Origin of the sequence: Burkholderia cepacia GG4, assembly GCF_000292915.1 — a bacterium.
GTDB classification, from domain to species: Bacteria; Pseudomonadota; Gammaproteobacteria; order Burkholderiales; family Burkholderiaceae; genus Burkholderia; species Burkholderia cepacia_D.
Genome location: NC_018513.1, coordinates 1,596,579 through 1,612,082, shown reverse-complemented (window position 1 = coordinate 1,612,082; position 15,504 = coordinate 1,596,579). Strand labels below are relative to the sequence as shown.

The 15,504-nt window shown below is 67.2% G+C and carries 11 protein-coding genes and 1 pseudogene; 10 read left to right on the top strand and 2 right to left on the bottom strand.

Annotated elements, in window-relative coordinates:
• Positions 1-77: 77 nt before the first annotated feature.
• The 4 genes and pseudogenes from mfd to GEM_RS07340 all read left to right on the top strand — a co-directional run bounded on the left by mfd (position 78) and on the right by GEM_RS07340 (position 6,551).
• Entirely contained in the window at positions 78-3,548 is a 3,471-nt protein-coding gene (gene mfd / locus GEM_RS07355; RefSeq protein ID WP_014896787.1) for a transcription-repair coupling factor, read from the top strand.
• Positions 3,549-3,644: 96 nt separating this feature from the next.
• Positions 3,645-4,865 (top strand): acetylornithine deacetylase, encoded by a 1,221-nt coding sequence (gene argE, locus GEM_RS07350; RefSeq protein ID WP_014896786.1) that lies wholly within the window; start codon positions 3,645-3,647, stop codon positions 4,863-4,865.
• 60 nt (positions 4,866-4,925) lie between these two features.
• Positions 4,926-5,945 carry a threonine/serine dehydratase gene (locus tag GEM_RS07345; RefSeq protein WP_014896785.1) on the top strand — a complete coding sequence of 340 codons (1,020 nt, stop codon included), beginning with the start codon at positions 4,926-4,928 and terminating at the stop codon, positions 5,943-5,945.
• A 184-nt stretch (positions 5,946-6,129) separates the two neighbouring features.
• Positions 6,130-6,551 (top strand): annotated as a pseudogene (locus GEM_RS07340) (DUF3574 domain-containing protein).
• A gap of 86 nt (positions 6,552-6,637) precedes the next feature.
• Here the strand turns inward: GEM_RS07340 and GEM_RS07335 are convergent.
• Positions 6,638-9,157 carry a penicillin-binding protein 1A gene (locus GEM_RS07335; protein WP_014896783.1) on the bottom strand — a complete coding sequence of 840 codons (2,520 nt, stop codon included), beginning with the start codon at positions 9,155-9,157 and terminating at the stop codon, positions 6,638-6,640.
• Positions 9,158-9,598: 441 nt separating this feature from the next.
• Between GEM_RS07335 and GEM_RS07330 the strand changes: the two genes are divergently transcribed.
• From GEM_RS07330 to GEM_RS07315, 4 genes are all read left to right on the top strand, one after another.
• Positions 9,599-10,279: a PspA/IM30 family protein gene (locus GEM_RS07330; RefSeq protein ID WP_014896782.1), complete on the top strand. Its 681-nt coding sequence runs from the start codon at positions 9,599-9,601 to the stop codon at positions 10,277-10,279.
• 78 nt (positions 10,280-10,357) lie between these two features.
• Complete coding sequence (locus GEM_RS07325; RefSeq protein WP_014896781.1) at positions 10,358-11,530, top strand: tetratricopeptide repeat protein; 1,173 nt, start codon at positions 10,358-10,360, stop codon at positions 11,528-11,530.
• Between the two features lie 230 nt (positions 11,531-11,760).
• On the top strand, positions 11,761-12,192 hold the full coding sequence (mscL, locus tag GEM_RS07320; protein WP_014896780.1) for a large conductance mechanosensitive channel protein MscL: 432 nt from the start codon (positions 11,761-11,763) through the stop codon (positions 12,190-12,192).
• 342 nt (positions 12,193-12,534) lie between these two features.
• The gene (locus tag GEM_RS07315; protein ID WP_027784713.1) at positions 12,535-12,981 is read left to right on the top strand and encodes a hypothetical protein; all 447 of its coding nucleotides are present in this window, start codon (positions 12,535-12,537) and stop codon (positions 12,979-12,981) included.
• A gap of 77 nt (positions 12,982-13,058) precedes the next feature.
• On the opposite strand, the gene GEM_RS07310 is transcribed toward GEM_RS07315, so the two are convergent.
• A complete protein-coding gene (locus GEM_RS07310) occupies positions 13,059-13,952 on the bottom strand; it encodes an NAD(P)-dependent oxidoreductase (RefSeq protein ID WP_041490476.1) in 894 nt (297 codons plus the stop codon).
• A 131-nt stretch (positions 13,953-14,083) separates the two neighbouring features.
• Here GEM_RS07310 and GEM_RS07305 point away from each other — a divergent pair, with 131 nt between their 5' ends.
• Both GEM_RS07305 and GEM_RS07300 read left to right on the top strand, forming a co-directional pair.
• The gene (locus tag GEM_RS07305; RefSeq protein WP_014896778.1) at positions 14,084-14,293 is read left to right on the top strand and encodes a dodecin; all 210 of its coding nucleotides are present in this window, start codon (positions 14,084-14,086) and stop codon (positions 14,291-14,293) included.
• A 215-nt stretch (positions 14,294-14,508) separates the two neighbouring features.
• Positions 14,509-15,438: a LysR substrate-binding domain-containing protein gene (locus GEM_RS07300; protein WP_006490213.1), complete on the top strand. Its 930-nt coding sequence runs from the start codon at positions 14,509-14,511 to the stop codon at positions 15,436-15,438.
• Positions 15,439-15,504: the final 66 nt, after the last annotated feature.

Here is a 15,504-nt window from a genome sequence, read left to right as displayed (position 1 = left end):
AAGCGGATTTTATAATAGGTCTTTCGTCTCGACCGACGCACCGCGATGCGCCCGTGCCCGCCACCCCTGCCGTCCCTATGCCAGACAACGCTTCCACCCCGTTCGCCTCGCCCGTCGCCCGCGTCAAACCGGGCCAGCGGTTCGCCTTCGACGGCGCGCACGGCTCCGCCGACGCACTCGCCATCGCCCGCTATCTCGCCGACCACCGCGACGCGGTCCCGCTCCTTGCGGTGATCTGCGCGAACGCGGTCGACGCGCAGCGGCTGTCGCAGGAAATCCGCTACTTCTCCCCGAATGCGCGCGTGCGCCTGCTGCCGGACTGGGAAACGCTGCCGTACGACACTTTCTCGCCGCACCAGGATCTCGTCTCCGAGCGCCTGGCGACGCTGCACGACCTCGGCGAGGGCCGCTGCGACATCCTGCTGGTGCCCGCGACCACCGCGCTGTACCGGATGCCGCCCGCGTCGTTCATGGCCGCGTACACCTTCGCGTTCGCGCAGGGCGAACGGCTCGACGAGGCGAAGCTGAAGGCGCAGCTCACGCTGGCCGGCTACGAGCACGTGAGCCAGGTCGTGCGGCCCGGCGAATACTGCGTGCGCGGCTCGCTGATCGACCTGTACCCGATGGGCTCGCCGCTGCCGTACCGGATCGACCTGTTCGACGACCAGGTCGACTCGATCCGCGCGTTCGATCCCGATACGCAGCGCAGCCTCTACCCGGTGCGCGACGTGCGCCTGTTGCCCGGCCGCGAGTTTCCGTTCGACGAAGCCGCGCGCACGGCCTTCCGCAGCCGCTGGCGCGAAACCTTCGAAGGCGACCCGAGCCGCGCGCCGATCTACAAGGACATCGGCAACGGCGTGCCGTCGGCCGGCATCGAGTATTACCTGCCGCTGTTCTTCGACGAGACGGCCACGCTGTTCCACTACCTGCCACAGGACGCGCACCTCGTGTTCGCCGGCGATCTCGAGACTTCGATCCGCCGCTTCACGGCCGATACGAAGCAGCGCCACGCGTTCCTCGCGCACGATCGCGAGCGGCCGATCCTCGAGCCGGAGCGCCTGTTCCTGTCCGACGAGGATTTCTTCGCGTTCGCGAAGCCGTTCGCGCGCGTCGTGCTGCCCGCGCAGCCGGCCGGCGGTTGGGCGACGGGCCTGCCCGAACTCACGGTCGATCGCCATGCCGACGATCCGCTCGCTGCGCTGCGCACGTTCGTCGAAACGTCGGGCAAGCGCGTGCTGCTGACCGTCGAATCGGCCGGCCGCCGCGAAACGATCCTGCAGCTGCTCGCCGAACATCACCTGCGGCCCACGTCGAACGACCATTTCGCGGGCTGGCTCGAGAGCGATGCGCGCTTCGCGCTCGGCGTCGCGCCGCTCGCGAGCGGCTTCGCGGTGCCGGGCGAAGGCTACGCGCTCGTCACCGAAACCGAGCTGTACGGCGCGCTCGGCCGCCGTGCGGGGCGCCGCCGCCAGGAGCAGGCCAGCAACGTCGACGCGATGGTGCGCGACCTGTCGGAGCTGAAGGTCGGCGATCCGGTCGTCCATGCGCAGCACGGCATCGGCCGCTACATGGGCCTCGTGTCGATGGATCTCGGCGAAGGCGAGACCGAATTCCTGCATCTCGAATACGCGGGCGACAGCAAGCTCTACGTGCCGGTCGCGCAGTTGCACGTGATCTCGCGCTACAGCGGCGCCGATCCCGACAGCGCACCGCTGCACGCGCTCGGCTCGGGCCAGTGGGAACGTGCGAAGCGCAAGGCCGCGCAGCAGATCCGCGACACGGCCGCCGAGCTGCTGAACCTGTACGCGCGCCGCGCGGCCCGCGAAGGCCATGCGTTCGCGCTCGAGCCGCGCGACTACGTGAAGTTCGCGGAAAGCTTCGGCTTCGAGGAAACGCCCGACCAGGCCGCGGCGATCGCGGCCGTGATCGGCGACATGACGAGCGGCAAGCCAATGGACCGCCTCGTGTGCGGCGACGTCGGCTTCGGCAAGACCGAGGTCGCGCTGCGCGCCGCGTTCATCGCGGTGATGGGCGGCAAGCAGGTCGCGCTGCTGTCGCCGACCACGCTGCTCGCCGAGCAGCACACGCAGACCTTCGCCGACCGCTTCGCGGACTGGCCGGTGCGGATCGTCGAGCTGTCGCGCTTCAAGACCGCGAAGGAAGTGAATGCGGCGATCGCGCAGATCAACGAAGGCAGCGTCGACATCGTGATCGGCACGCACAAGCTGCTGTCGTCGGACGTGCAGTTCAAGCGCCTCGGCCTGGTAATCATCGACGAGGAGCACCGCTTCGGCGTGCGCCAGAAGGAAGCGCTGAAGGCGCTGCGCGCGGAAGTCGACGTGCTGACGCTCACCGCGACGCCGATCCCGCGTACGCTCGGGATGGCGCTCGAGGGGCTGCGCGACTTCTCGGTGATCGCGACCGCGCCGCAGAAGCGGCTCGCGATCAAGACCTTCGTGCGCCGCGAGGAAGAAAGCGTGATCCGCGAGGCGATGCTGCGCGAGCTGAAACGCGGCGGCCAGGTGTACTTCCTGCACAACGAGGTCGAGACGATCGAGAACCGCAAGGCGATGCTCGAGGAACTCGTGCCCGAGGCGCGCATCGCGATCGCGCACGGCCAGATGCACGAGCGCGAACTCGAACGCGTGATGCGGGATTTCGTCGCGCAGCGCGCGAACGTGCTGCTGTGCACGACCATCATCGAGACCGGCATCGACGTGCCGAGCGCGAACACGATCATCATGCATCGCTCCGACAAGTTCGGCCTCGCGCAGCTCCACCAGCTGCGCGGCCGCGTCGGCCGTTCGCACCACCAGGCCTATGCGTACCTGCTGGTCCACGATCCACAGTCGCTGACCAAGCAGGCCCAGCGCCGGCTCGAGGCGATCCAGCAGATGGAGGAACTCGGTTCGGGCTTCTATCTCGCGATGCACGACCTCGAGATCCGCGGCACCGGCGAAGTGCTCGGCGACAAGCAGTCGGGCGAGATCCACGAGATCGGCTTCCAGCTTTACACCGACATGCTGAACGACGCGGTGAAGGCGCTGAAGAACGGCAAGGAGCCCGACCTCACCGCGCCGCTCGCCGCGACGACGGAAATCAACCTGCATGCGCCCGCGATCCTGCCGGCCGACTACTGCGCGGACGTGCAGGAGCGGCTGTCGCTGTACAAGCGGCTCGCGAACTGCGAGCACGGCGACGCGATCGACGGCATCCAGGAGGAGCTGATCGACCGCTTCGGCAAGTTGCCGCCGCAGGCGCACGCGCTCGTCGAGACGCACCGGCTGCGGCTGGCCGCGAAGCCGCTCGGCATCGTCAAGATCGACGCGAGCGAAGTCGCGATCGGGCTGCAGTTCGAGCCGAACCCGCCGATCGATCCGATGCGGATCATCGAGATGGTGCAGAAGCACCGGCACATCAAGCTCGCGGGACAGGACAAGCTGCGCATCGAGACGCGCTCGCCCGACCTCGCGATCCGCGTATCGACGATCAAGGATACGCTGCGCGCGCTCGCGCCGCGTCCGGGCGCGACGAGCGCGGCACGCTGACGGCACGGCCGCGATGCTGCACCGCATCGCGGCCGGCGCAGGCGTGCCGACGCGTTTTTGAGTATGATTTTCCCATTCATCAGACGGAGTTTTGCCATGTCCACTCTCGACGCGACGGCGCCGTCCGCCGCCGACCAAGGCGACGCTTCGCTCGTCGGCCTGCCCTGGATCAAGCAGCTGGTGTCGATGGACACGACGAGCCGCGTGCCGAACCTCGGCCTGATCGAAACGGTGCGCGACGCGCTCGCCGCGCAGGGCATCGTGTCGACGCTTACGCACGATCCGCGCGAGGGCTGGGCGAACCTGTTCGCGACCGTGCCCGCGCACGACGGCTCGACCGACGGCGGCATCGTGCTGTCGGGGCACACCGACGTCGTGCCGGTCGACGGCCAGCAATGGGACAGCAACCCGTTCGCGCCGGAAATCCGCGACGGCCGCCTGTACGGCCGCGGCACGTGCGACATGAAGGGCTTCATCGGCACGGCGCTCGCGCTGTTGCCCGAGATGCAGGCGACGAAACTCGCGAAGCCGATCCATTTCGCGCTGTCCTACGACGAGGAAATCGGCTGCGCGGGCGCGCCGCTGATGATCGCCGATCTCGTCAAGCGCGGCGTGAAGCCGTCCGGCTGCATCGTCGGCGAGCCGACCAGCATGCGGCCGATCATCGCGCACAAGGGCATCAACGCATACCGCTGCTGCGTGCGCGGCCACGCGGCGCACTCGTCGCTGACGCCGAAGGGCCTGAACGCGATCGAATACGCGGCGCGCCTGATCTGCCACATCCGCGACATCGCCGACCGCTTCCGCGCCGAAGGCCCGTTCGACGATCTGTACGACGTACCGTTCACGACCGCGCAGACGAGCACGATCCAGGGTGGCAACGCGATCAACACCGTGCCGGCCGAATGCCGCTTCGACTTCGAGTTCCGCAACCTGCCGACGCTCGATCCCGAGCAGATCTTCACGCGCATCGAAGCGTATGCGCAGGAAACGCTGCTGCCGCAGATGCGTCGCGAGCATCCGAACGCGGCGATCGAGTTCTCGAAGATCGCCGCGGCCCCCGGGCTCGACGCGACCGAACAGGCTGCGATCACGCAGCTCGTGCGCGCGCTGACGGCCGACCAGGACAAGCGCAAGGTCGCGTACGGCACCGAGGCCGGCCTGTTTGAACGCGCGGGCATCCCGAGCATTGTCTGCGGGCCCGGCAACATCGAACAGGCGCACAAGCCGAACGAGTATGTCGAGCTCGCGCAGCTCGCCGGCTGCGAGCAGTTCCTGCGCAAGTTCATCCGCAGCATGTCGGTCGACGCGCACTGACTGCCCCCGCCACGCCGGCCCGCGTGTGCGGGCCAGCCCACTCCCGCCACCCGCCACGTCATGTCGACTGAATCACAGGGCCATGCCCATACGACGATCGACGGCGAGCCGATTCCGACGCTCGACGAAATCGCCGCGCAGCATTTCGCGTTGTCGCCGTGGGTCGCGCGCACACCGGTGTTCGAGCGCGCCGACCTGCCTTCCCTCGAAGGCACGCACGTCAACTTCAAGTTCGAGCTGCTGCAGGCGAGCGGCAGCTTCAAGGTACGCGGCGCGTTCACGAACCTGCTCGCGCTCGACGAGGCGCGCAAGAATGCCGGCGTCACCTGCGTGTCGGCCGGCAATCACGCGGCGGCCGTCGCGTATGCGGCGATGCGGCTCGGCAGCAGCGCGAAGGTCGTGATGTTCCATACCGCGAGCGCGACGCGCATCGCGCAGTGCAAGCAGTACCGCGCGGAAGTCGTGCTCGCCGGCAGCGCGTCGCAGGCATTCGACCTCGTGCGGCGGATCGAGGCCGAGGAAGGCCGCTTCTTCATTCATCCGTTCAACGGCTATCACACGATTCTCGGCACCGCGACGCTCGGCTACGAATGGGCGACGCAGACCCCCGATCTCGACGCGGTGATCGTGCCGATCGGCGGCGGCGGGCTCGCGGCCGGCATGGCGACCGCGCTGCGGCTCGCGAATCCGCGCGTGCACGTGTATGGCGTCGAACCCGAAGGCGCCGATGCGATGAGCCGCAGCTTCGCGGCCAATCACACGATCAAGATGAGCGCGATGCAGACGATCGCCGATTCGCTGATGGCGCCCCACACCGAGGAATACAGCTACCAGCTGTGCCGGCGCCACGTCGACCGCATCGTCACGGTGTCCGACGACGCGCTGCGTGCGGCGATGCTGTTCCTGTTCTCGCACCTGAAGCTGTCGGTCGAACCGGCGTGCGCGGCGCCGCTCGCGGCGCTGCTCGGCCCGCTGCGCGAAACGCTGCAGGGCAAGCGGGTCGGCGTGCTGCTATCGGGCACCAATACCGACCCCGCCACGCTCGGCATGCATCTCGCGCACGCGACGCTGCAGCGCTGAGCCTCAGCGGGGTACTCAGGGTTATCCCCAGTTTATGTTGACAGCCCTGTTGATAACCCGCCGAACAAACCCGCAAGTGGTTGAGCGCGCAGGGTTTTGTGCGCGCGAAGGGCCCCGGACGCGAAATAGGCAGATGCGGCCGCCGATCCCACGTGCCGCGACGTGGCGGCTGCCCGCACTGCCCATGATCGGCGCTGCCGCCATCGCGCTGCTGGCCGGTTGCGCGGCCCCGCCCTCGCCCGTCGTCGACGCTGCGGCGGCCTGCGTGCAGCCGGACGCGCACCGGATGCTGCAGGCCGACCTGCTGTTCGGGCGCGACATTGCGGGACGCGACCCCGTCACCGATGCGGAACGCGCGGCCTTCCTCGCCGACGTCGTCACGCCACGCTTTCCGGACAGCTTCACGTACTGAGACACACTCACGGCCAATGGCGCGACCGCGCCACCGGCCGGATCGTCCGCGAACCGGGCTTGATGATCCGTATCGTCGCCGACGATACCGCCGACACGCACGCGCGGCTCGCCGCAATCCGGCACGCGTACGGCGGGCGCTTCCGGCAGCAGTCGGTCGCCATCACACGCGTGCCGGCCGGTGCGCCGTTCTGACTCGCCTTCCACGGCTGTCGCGCGACAACGCAACGAAAAACGGGCGCCCGAAGGCGCCCGTTGCATGCGACAGATCCGCGTTTCGCTTACTTGCTCTCGAACATGTCCATGATCTGCTGCTTCTCCTGCTGCGTGACGGGCGGCGGTGCCAGCCCCGCCGCGCCGGCCGAGCCGAGCGCATCGTTCGCGCTGATCGCGTTCTCGACCGGGTTCATGTCGACGCTCGCAACGAAGCCGTTGCCCGGCGTGCGGTCGGCGTAGTACAGCTCGCCGTCGATCGACGTCAGGCCGTCAGGCATCGGCATCTGCTGCTCGGGCACGCCGTTCAGCGCGGTACGCATGTAGTTCACCCAGATCGGCAGCGCGAGCTGCGCGCCGAATTCGCGGCTGCCGAGGCTCTTCGGCTGGTCGAAGCCCATCCACGCGACTGCGACGAGCGACTGCTGGTAGCCGGCGAACCAGCCGTCCTTCGCATCGTTCGTCGTACCCGTCTTGCCCTGCAGGTCGCTGCGGCCGAGCGCATTGGTGCCCGCGCCCGTGCCGGCCGTCGCGACAGTGTGCAGCAGGCTGTTCATCACGTACGCGTTGCGGCCTTCGATCGTGCGCGGCGCCGTGCCGCCCGCGACCACCGGTTGCGACTTCTGCAGCGGCTGGCCGCGCGCGTCATCGACTTCGGCGATCAGGTACGGATCGACCTTGTAGCCGCCATTCGCGAACACCGCGTAGCCGGTCGCGAGCTGCAGCGGCGTCACGAGGCCGGCGCCGAGCGCCATCGGCAGGTAAGGCGGCGTCTTCGCCGGATCGAAGCCGAAGCGCTGCGTCACGTACTGCTGCGCATACTGCGTGCCGATCGATGCGAGGATCCGGATCGACACGAGGTTCTTCGAACGCTGCAGGCCGGTGCGCATCGCCATCGGGCCGTCAGGCTGGTCGTCGTCCTTCGGCTCCCACGCGGTGCCGCCCGGCACGCTCGGCGGGAAGTACAGCGGCGCATCGTTGATGATCGTCGCCGGCCCGAGGCCCTTGTCGAGCGACGCCGAGTAGATGAACGGCTTGAACGACGAACCCGGCTGGCGCCACGCTTGCGTCACGTGGTTGAACTTGCTCTTGTTGAAATCGAAACCGCCGACGAGCGAGCGGATCGCACCGTCCTGCGGCGCGATCGCGACCAGCGCGCCTTCGACCTGCGGCAGCTGCACGACCTGCCAGCCCGTCTTGCCGTCCTTCAGCACGCGCACGATCGAGCCCGGCTTGATCCGCAGCGCGGCGTTTGCGCGCGGACCCAGCGCGGCCGCCACGAAGCGCAGCCCGGCCGGGCCGAGCGTCGTCGTCGCACCGCCGACGAACTGCACCTCGAGCGCATTCGGCGCGGCCGACAGTACCACCGCCGACTGCAGGTCGCCGTTGTCCGGGTGATCCGCGAGCGCATCGTCAATCGCCTCGTCGCGGTCGTCGCCGGCCGCCGGCAGGTTGATCGAACCTTCCGGCCCGCGATAGCCGTGGCGGCGCTCGTAGTCGAGAATGCCGCGGCGCACGGCCTGGTATGCCGCTTCCTGGTCGGCCGAGTTGATCGTCGTCGTGACGGTCAGCCCACGCGTATAGGTCTCGTCCTTGTATTGCTGGTACATCATCTGCCGCACCATCTCCGCGACATATTCGCCGTGCACCGCGTACTGGTTGCCCGGCGTGCGCACGTGGATCTCTTCCTTCACCGCCTCGTCGTACTGCGGCTGCGTGATGTAGCCGATCTCGAGCATGCGCTTCAGGATGTATTCCTGACGGACCTTCGCGCGCTTCGGATTGACGACCGGGTTATACGCGGACGGCGCCTTCGGCAGCCCCGCGAGCATCGCCGCTTCCGCGAGCGTGATGTCCTTCAGGTCCTTGCCGAAATACACGCGCGCGGCGGCCGCGAAGCCGTACGAGCGCTGGCCGAGATAGATCTGGTTCATGTACAGCTCGAGGATCTGGTCCTTCGTCAGGGCCTTCTCGATCTTGTACGCGAGCAGCATCTCGTAGATCTTGCGCGTGTAGGTCTTTTCGCTCGACAGGAAGAAGTTGCGCGCGACCTGCATCGTGATCGTGCTCGCGCCCTGGCGCGCGCCACCGTGCATCAGGTCGGCCACGCCCGCGCGCAGGATGCCGAGGAAGTCGACGCCGCCGTGTTCGTAGAAGCGGTAGTCCTCGATCGCGAGCACCGCCTTCTTCATCACGTCCGGAATGTCCTGGAAGCGCACGAGGCTGCGGCGCTCCTCGCCGAATTCGCCGATCAGCACGTGATCGGCCGAGAACACGCGCAGCGGCACCTTCGGCTGGTAGTTGGTCAGCGCATCGAGCGACGGCAGTTGCGGCGCCATCACGACGAGTGCGTAGCCGACGATCAGCGCACCCACGATCGCGAGCGTCGCGAACAGGCCGACGAACCACAACGCGACGCGCGAACCGAACGAGCGGCGGCCTCCGCCCCCGCCTCCGCTGCGCGGCGCGCGGCGATCGTCGTCGCGGTTGTCGTCATCGGCGTAATAGGCTCCCGACGGCGAGCGGCGCAACGTGTAGTGGGGTTCGTTCCGGTCGGAAGAAGAAGACGGTCGTTTGATAATTGGCATGTCGGAATGGCGGGCGGACGTGGTGCCCTCGGACGCATGCGGAAATGCAAGCGGATGAATCAGAGTAGGTGCATCGTGGCAACTGTCACGTCGACAGACCCCGCCGCGCGGCGATCCGTTCCCGCGACGTGACAGCGCATTTTAATGAAATCGCCCGATTGACTTCGCGATTTTTTGTAAAAATTCCCGCATGCCCGTGAATTGCGGAACGTATTGGCGGCATGCTCCGCCTATCATGGACACGCAGCCCGGCGCGTGCCGCATGCATTTCTTTCAGGCGCGAAAGGTTCGGATGCTGCGCACGCGAGCCGCTTGAACTCCAGCGCTTAAGCCGTATTTAAGGGGCCGGCGGTGTAATATCCGCCAGCTCACGCGGGTCGGAACCGATTCGCAGCGGGCACGGCCGCGCTCACGCGGCACCTTTCAACCACGGAGGATTTCATGTCGCTTTTCGACTCTGTTTCGCGCACGATCAAAGGCCTGCTGAACGATGCGGCCGACTCGGTACAGGATCCGTCGCGCGACGCACGGCAGATCGTGCGGGAGCTCGACGACAGCATCGGCCGTGCCGAGAATTCGCTGATCGAGATCGAGGCACAAGTCGCGACCCAGCGCAGCAAGCGCGATGCGGCCGACGACAAGGTGAAGAAGTACGAGGACGGCGCGAAGCGCGCGCTGCAGGCCGGCGACGAAGCGCTCGCGCGCGAGGCGCTCGCCGCGCAGTCGAACGCGGAAGCCGAACGCAACGCACTCGCGGCCGAGTTGACGACGCTCGAACCGTCGGTCGACAAGCTGAAGGGGCAGATCACCGACATGCGTCAACGCCGCAACGACCTGAACGCACGCTCGAACATCCTGCAAGCCAAACAGGAAATCGCGCAGGCGAAGGACGTCGCGGCCAGCGCGCTGGGCGGCATCGGCGGCAAGAACCTGTCCGAGGATTTCCAGAAGCTCGAGGACAAGGTCGCGCTGCAGAACGCGCGCTCGGACGCACGCCTGAATTCGGCAGACACGTCGAGCGGCAAGGCGCTCGACGACAAGCTCGCCGCCTTGAACAAGGGCCCGTCGGTCGAGGATCGCCTCGCCGCGCTCAAGAAGCAGCTCGACACGCCCGCGCAGTAACGGCAATCGCGCCGCGGCCCGCCGGGCTCGCGGCGCGCACCGATCGTCAGGAGACGGGCGCTCGCGCCCGGTTCGACCATGAAGAAATCTCTCGCCGCACTCGGCCTCTCGCTGATGCTGCTGTCGTCCGCCGCATTTGCGGTACCGTCGCTGCAGCAAGTCCAGCAGTCGATCGCACAACGCGACTGGCAGCGCGCCGACACGCAGTTGTCGCAAGTCATCGACGCCCATCCGAACAACGCGCATGCGCACTACCTGTACGCACAGGTGCTGGATCGCGAAGGCCGCTCAGCCGACGCGCTCGCGCAACTGCAACAGGCGAAGTCGCTCGATCCGCAACTGCGCTTCACCGACGCATCGCATTTCGCGCAGACCGAATCGCGCATCCGCGCGGATGCCGCGCGCACGAGCGGCACCGCACCGTCGGCCACCCAGACCGGTTCATTGCAATCGTCGCTCGCGCCCGCCGCACCCGCCGCGAAACACGGTCCGTCGACCGGCATGTGGATCGGCCTCGGGCTGATCGTCGTGATCATCGCGCTGGTACTGCGCTGGACGCTGCGACGCGCGCGCTCGGCCGACGACAGCCGCGCCGACGACGAGCGCCGCACGCAGCTCAAGCGCGCGACCGACGTGCTGAACGACATCCGTCCGCTGAAACTCGACGCCAAGCTGTCGACGGCGCCCGGTGCTGCCGCGCTCACGGGTGAACTCGAAGGCATCGAGACGGATGCACGCTCGCTCGTCGAAGCGCTGTCGAACGGCAAGAACCCGGTGCCGCCCTATCGCATCGACGAACTCGAACAGCGTCATGCGAGCGTGAAGGCGCGCGTCGAAGGACGCCCCGACCCGAGCGCGCAACCCGCGGCGCCGGCGAACGGCAGCGGCTCGGTCTACGCGCAGGAAGCCGATCGCGTCACCGGCATGCAAGGCCAGCCGTATCAGCAGCAACCGTACCCGCCGCAACCGTATCCGCAACAACAGCCGCCCGTCGTGGTTCAGCAAGGCGGCGGTTTCGGCGGTGGAATGGGCGGGCTGCTGACCGGCGTGCTGCTCGGCGAAGCGATGTCCGGCGGCCGCGAGCGCGTGGTCGAACACGACGTGATCGTCGACGACCAGCGCCGCCGGCAAGGCGGCGACCCGGGCTTCGACCTCGGCCGTGGCGACAATTCGAACTGGAGCGACGGCAGTGGCGGCGGCGGTGTCGATCTCGGCAGTAACGACGACGGCTGGACCGACGACAACACCTGAGCATCGCGCGTGCGGGCGCGACGCATCGCGACGCCCGCACGCTGCCTTTCAGTTTTGCTCGCGCCGGTACGCGCATTTGTTAATCATTTCAAGATGGGCTACCGGCAATGGGGTACGTTCGCTATCATGCGGCCATCGGCGTGCCTCCGATCCCATCCGACCCATCAGACGCTTCGCAGCCCTGCGCGTCGCGGCACGCCTCCCCTCGCCCAACCAGGAGAAAGCCGCTCATGAGCATAATCAAGGAATTCAAGGAGTTCGCCGTCAAAGGCAACGTGATGGATCTCGCCGTCGGCGTGATCATCGGCGGCGCATTCTCGAAGATCGTCGACTCGGTTGTCAAAGACCTCATCATGCCGGTCATCGGCGTGCTGACGGGCGGTCTGGATTTCTCGAACAAGTTCGTTCTGCTCGGCACCATTCCCCCGACGTTCAAGGGTAATCCCGATTCGTTCAAGGACCTGCAGGCCGCGGGCATCGCCGCGTTCGGCTACGGCTCGTTCATCACGGTGGCGATCAACTTCATCATCCTGGCGTTCATCATTTTCCTGATGGTGAAATTCATCAACAAGCTGCGCAAGCCGGCAGAAGCCGCACCGGCCGCGACGCCGGAAGACACGGTGCTGCTGCGCGAGATCCGCGATTCGCTCAAGCAACGCTGAGCGCCGTGCCACGCCGCATCTGCCAGGCCCGCCATGTGCGGGCCTTTTTCATGCGCGCGCGCCGCGCACCGTCGCGCGAGGCCTATCGCACTTTTTTGTGACGACCGAATGCACGCGCGGGAAAAGCAGGTCTATGATGGAGACTAAACGACAGTACGGGCGCCAAGACGCTGGCTGTGTCGATCATCGTGGCATGCGGGTCGACGGGAGACATTGATCGTCGGTACCGCACGAGCGCAGCATTTTCGTGTGCTATAAAGGATCGACATGCGGCGTACATAGCCGGGAGTGGGTCGCATGAAAGTGCCGCATTTCTTGCAATTGTTTTTGAGGCGAGTGTTTATGTCCTTCCCGAAAAAACGTCGACGTGCGCAACAGGATGGCCAGGAGTCATTCCTTGCGGTATTGCGCCACTCGAAACCTTTCGCGCAACTCGACACCAAGATTGCCCGCGCCCGTGCGCAGGACGAACCCGTCCTCTACGCGCATGTGCTGCCCGGCCTCGACGTGCTCTTGTGCAGCGTGCGCGGCGCACAGCCGCCCTATCCGGCCATTGCCGAATTGCGCAAGCGCTGCATCGAATCGATCGCCAATGCGCTCGAACAGCCGCTCGACGGCCTCGAGAACGGCGGGTACTGGTACGAGGCGAACGGCTTCGGCTTCCTCGTGTTCGCGAGCCGCGCCCGTGCGCGCATCCTGCCCGAATTTGGTGCGGGCACGAAGGCGAGCCTGCGTGGCGGGCTCGGACGCCAGAACGCCGGCGACACGACGCCGCGCTCCCTCGGCTGAACCGACACCGACACGATGGGCCGCCTCCTGGCGGCCCATCGGTCATTCAGGCTTCCCGTTTCATCTTCACTGCGCGATCACTGCACCGTCCCGCGCCCGTTGCCGGGCCGGACGATGTCGATGAACGCGGCGAAATCGGCACCGGCCAGCCCCTGTGCGGCGCCGAGCCGCAGCACCTGTTGCACGGTGGCCGACACCGGCATCACGGCGCCCGTGTCGCGCGCCGCGTCGGCGATCGCATCGACATCCTTCTGGAACGTGGCGAGCGCGCCGATCGGCGCGTGACCGCCCGACGTCATGCGCGGCACGAACGTCTGCAGCAGCACCGAATCGGCCCACCCGCCGGCCAGCGCGTCCGCCAGACGCGCGGCATCGATGCCGCTCGCCTGCGCGAGGCCGACCGCCTCGGCAATCGCGGTCACCGTCGCGGTGACGATTGCCTGGTTGCACAGCTTCGCGGTCTGTCCCGCGCCCGCTTCGCCCATGTGCGTGATGCGCGACGCATACGTGTCGATCAATGGCCGCACCGTGTCGAGGTCGGCCGCGCCGCCACCCGCCATCACCGCGAGCGTGCCGGCCTGCGCGCCGGGCACGCCGCCCGACACGGGCGCATCGATCCAGCCTACGCCGAGCGCGGCCGCGCGCGCCGCATAGTCGCGCGTCGTGGCAGGCGGAATGCTCGAATGATCGACGATACGCCGCAAGCGGCGTGCATTCGCATCGCCGGCAAAGAGCCCGTGCTCGCCGAACGCGACATCGCCGACCGCACGACCGTCGAGCACGCACACGAACACCGTGTCGACCCGCTCGGCCAGTTCGCGCGGCGTGTCGACCACCTGCGCACCGTGCTGCTCGAGCGCCTCGGCCTTGCCGCGCGTCCGGTTCCATACGCTGACCCGGTGGCCCGCCGCCAGCAAATGCCGAATCATCGGCGCGCCCATCAATCCCGGTCCGCAAAATCCGACTTCCACGATGTTCCTCGTCTCCAATTGGGGTTGCACTTGCCGCCCATCATACCTATCACTCAAGAAGCCGGACACGCGCGGCACCGCTTCGGGCCCGCGGCTTGCGCCGGCCATACCGACGTCCCAGGGAGCGCATCATGAGCGACCACGTCTACAAGCTGATCGAACTGACCGGCTCGTCACAGCAATCGTGCGACGACGCCATCCGCAACGCGATCTCGAAAGCCGGCAAGACCCTGCACAACCTGCACTGGTTCCAGGTGACCGAAACGCGCGGGCACATCGAAGGCGACCAGGTCGTCCACTGGCAGGTCACGCTGAAAGTCGGCATGCGCATCGACGACTGACCCGTCACGCGCGGTGCCCTGACCACCGGATGCGTGCAACGCGCGTCCGCGCGGCACCGCGCACTCCAGCATTACACCCCGTTCGGCCCCCTTGTCGAGGCCCGGCCGGCGGGCGTCTGCGGGTATCCATCTCTTGACGCAGGCGTTGGTTCATATTAAAAATCATATACCCAACCCGCCCCTCGATCAGCCCAGACATATAAAACGGAGATATCATGAGTCAGCAACGCGAGGCGATCGACACGTACCTCTTGCGCGTCTTGCACACCTTGTTGATGGAGCGCAGCGTCACGCGTGCGGCCGTCAAACTGAACCAGTCGCAACCGGCGATCAGCGCCGCGCTGCGGCGCCTGCGCGACATCACCGGCGACCCGCTGCTGGTGCGCGGCAAGTCCGGCATGGTCCCGACCGAATACGGGCTGCGTCTGCTCGAGCCCGTGCAGAATGCGCTGCGTGAAATCGAGCGCATCAAGTTCCAGCAGCACAATTTCGACCCGGCCACATCGATCCGCTGCTACCGGATCGGCTGCCCCGACTACCTGAACGTGCTGTTCGTGCCGACCGTCGTCGAACGCTTCCGCCAGGCCGCGCCGAATGCAACGCTCGAGTTCCACTCGCTCGGCCCCGCGTTCGACTACGAGCTCGCGCTGGAAGACGGCAAGCTCGACATCGTCGTCGGCAACTGGCCCGAGCCGCCCGAGCAACTGCACCTGTCGAACCTGTTCGTCGACGAGATCGTCTGCCTGATGAGCAACACGCACCCGTTCGCGAAGCGCGGCGGGCTCACGCTCGACCAGTACCTGAACGCACCGCATCTCGCGCCGACGCCGTACTCGGTCGGCCAGCGCGGCGCGATCGACGTGCATCTCGCGCGCGAGCGGCTCAAGCGCCACGTGGTCGTCACGCTGCCGTACTTCAACCTCGCGCCGTACGTGCTGGTGAAATCGGACCTGATCTTCACGACGACGCGCCTGTTCGCCGATCATTACGCGAAGTTCCTGCCGCTGTCGGTCGTGCCGGCGCCGCTCGACTTCCCGCCGATGCAGTACTACCAGCTGTGGCACGAACGCTGCCATTACTCCGACGAAGTGCGCTGGCTGCGCAGCCTTGTCGCGGAAGCGACCCGCACGCTGATCGAGCCGTAATCGCGCGCGACGCGCGGGCCGGGCCCGCCGTTGCGCAGTGGCCCGGTGTGATGCGTGTGATGCGCG

Bases quoted from the DNA above. Each gene is read 5' to 3' on its own strand.
- mscL (WP_014896780.1), top strand. From the start codon at position 11,761: ATGAGCATAATCAAGGAATTCAAGGAGTTCGCCGTCAAAGGCAACGTG.
- GEM_RS07325 (WP_014896781.1), top strand. From the start codon at position 10,358: ATGAAGAAATCTCTCGCCGCACTCGGCCTCTCGCTGATGCTGCTGTCG.
- GEM_RS07330 (WP_014896782.1), top strand. From the start codon at position 9,599: ATGTCGCTTTTCGACTCTGTTTCGCGCACGATCAAAGGCCTGCTGAAC.
- GEM_RS07315 (WP_027784713.1), top strand. From the start codon at position 12,535: ATGTCCTTCCCGAAAAAACGTCGACGTGCGCAACAGGATGGCCAGGAG.
- GEM_RS07345 (WP_014896785.1), top strand. From the start codon at position 4,926: ATGTCGACTGAATCACAGGGCCATGCCCATACGACGATCGACGGCGAG.
- argE (WP_014896786.1), top strand. From the start codon at position 3,645: ATGTCCACTCTCGACGCGACGGCGCCGTCCGCCGCCGACCAAGGCGAC.
- mfd (WP_014896787.1), top strand. From the start codon at position 78: ATGCCAGACAACGCTTCCACCCCGTTCGCCTCGCCCGTCGCCCGCGTC.
- GEM_RS07305 (WP_014896778.1), top strand. From the start codon at position 14,084: ATGAGCGACCACGTCTACAAGCTGATCGAACTGACCGGCTCGTCACAG.
- GEM_RS07335 (WP_014896783.1), bottom strand. From the start codon at position 9,157: ATGCCAATTATCAAACGACCGTCTTCTTCTTCCGACCGGAACGAACCC.
- GEM_RS07300 (WP_006490213.1), top strand. From the start codon at position 14,509: ATGAGTCAGCAACGCGAGGCGATCGACACGTACCTCTTGCGCGTCTTG.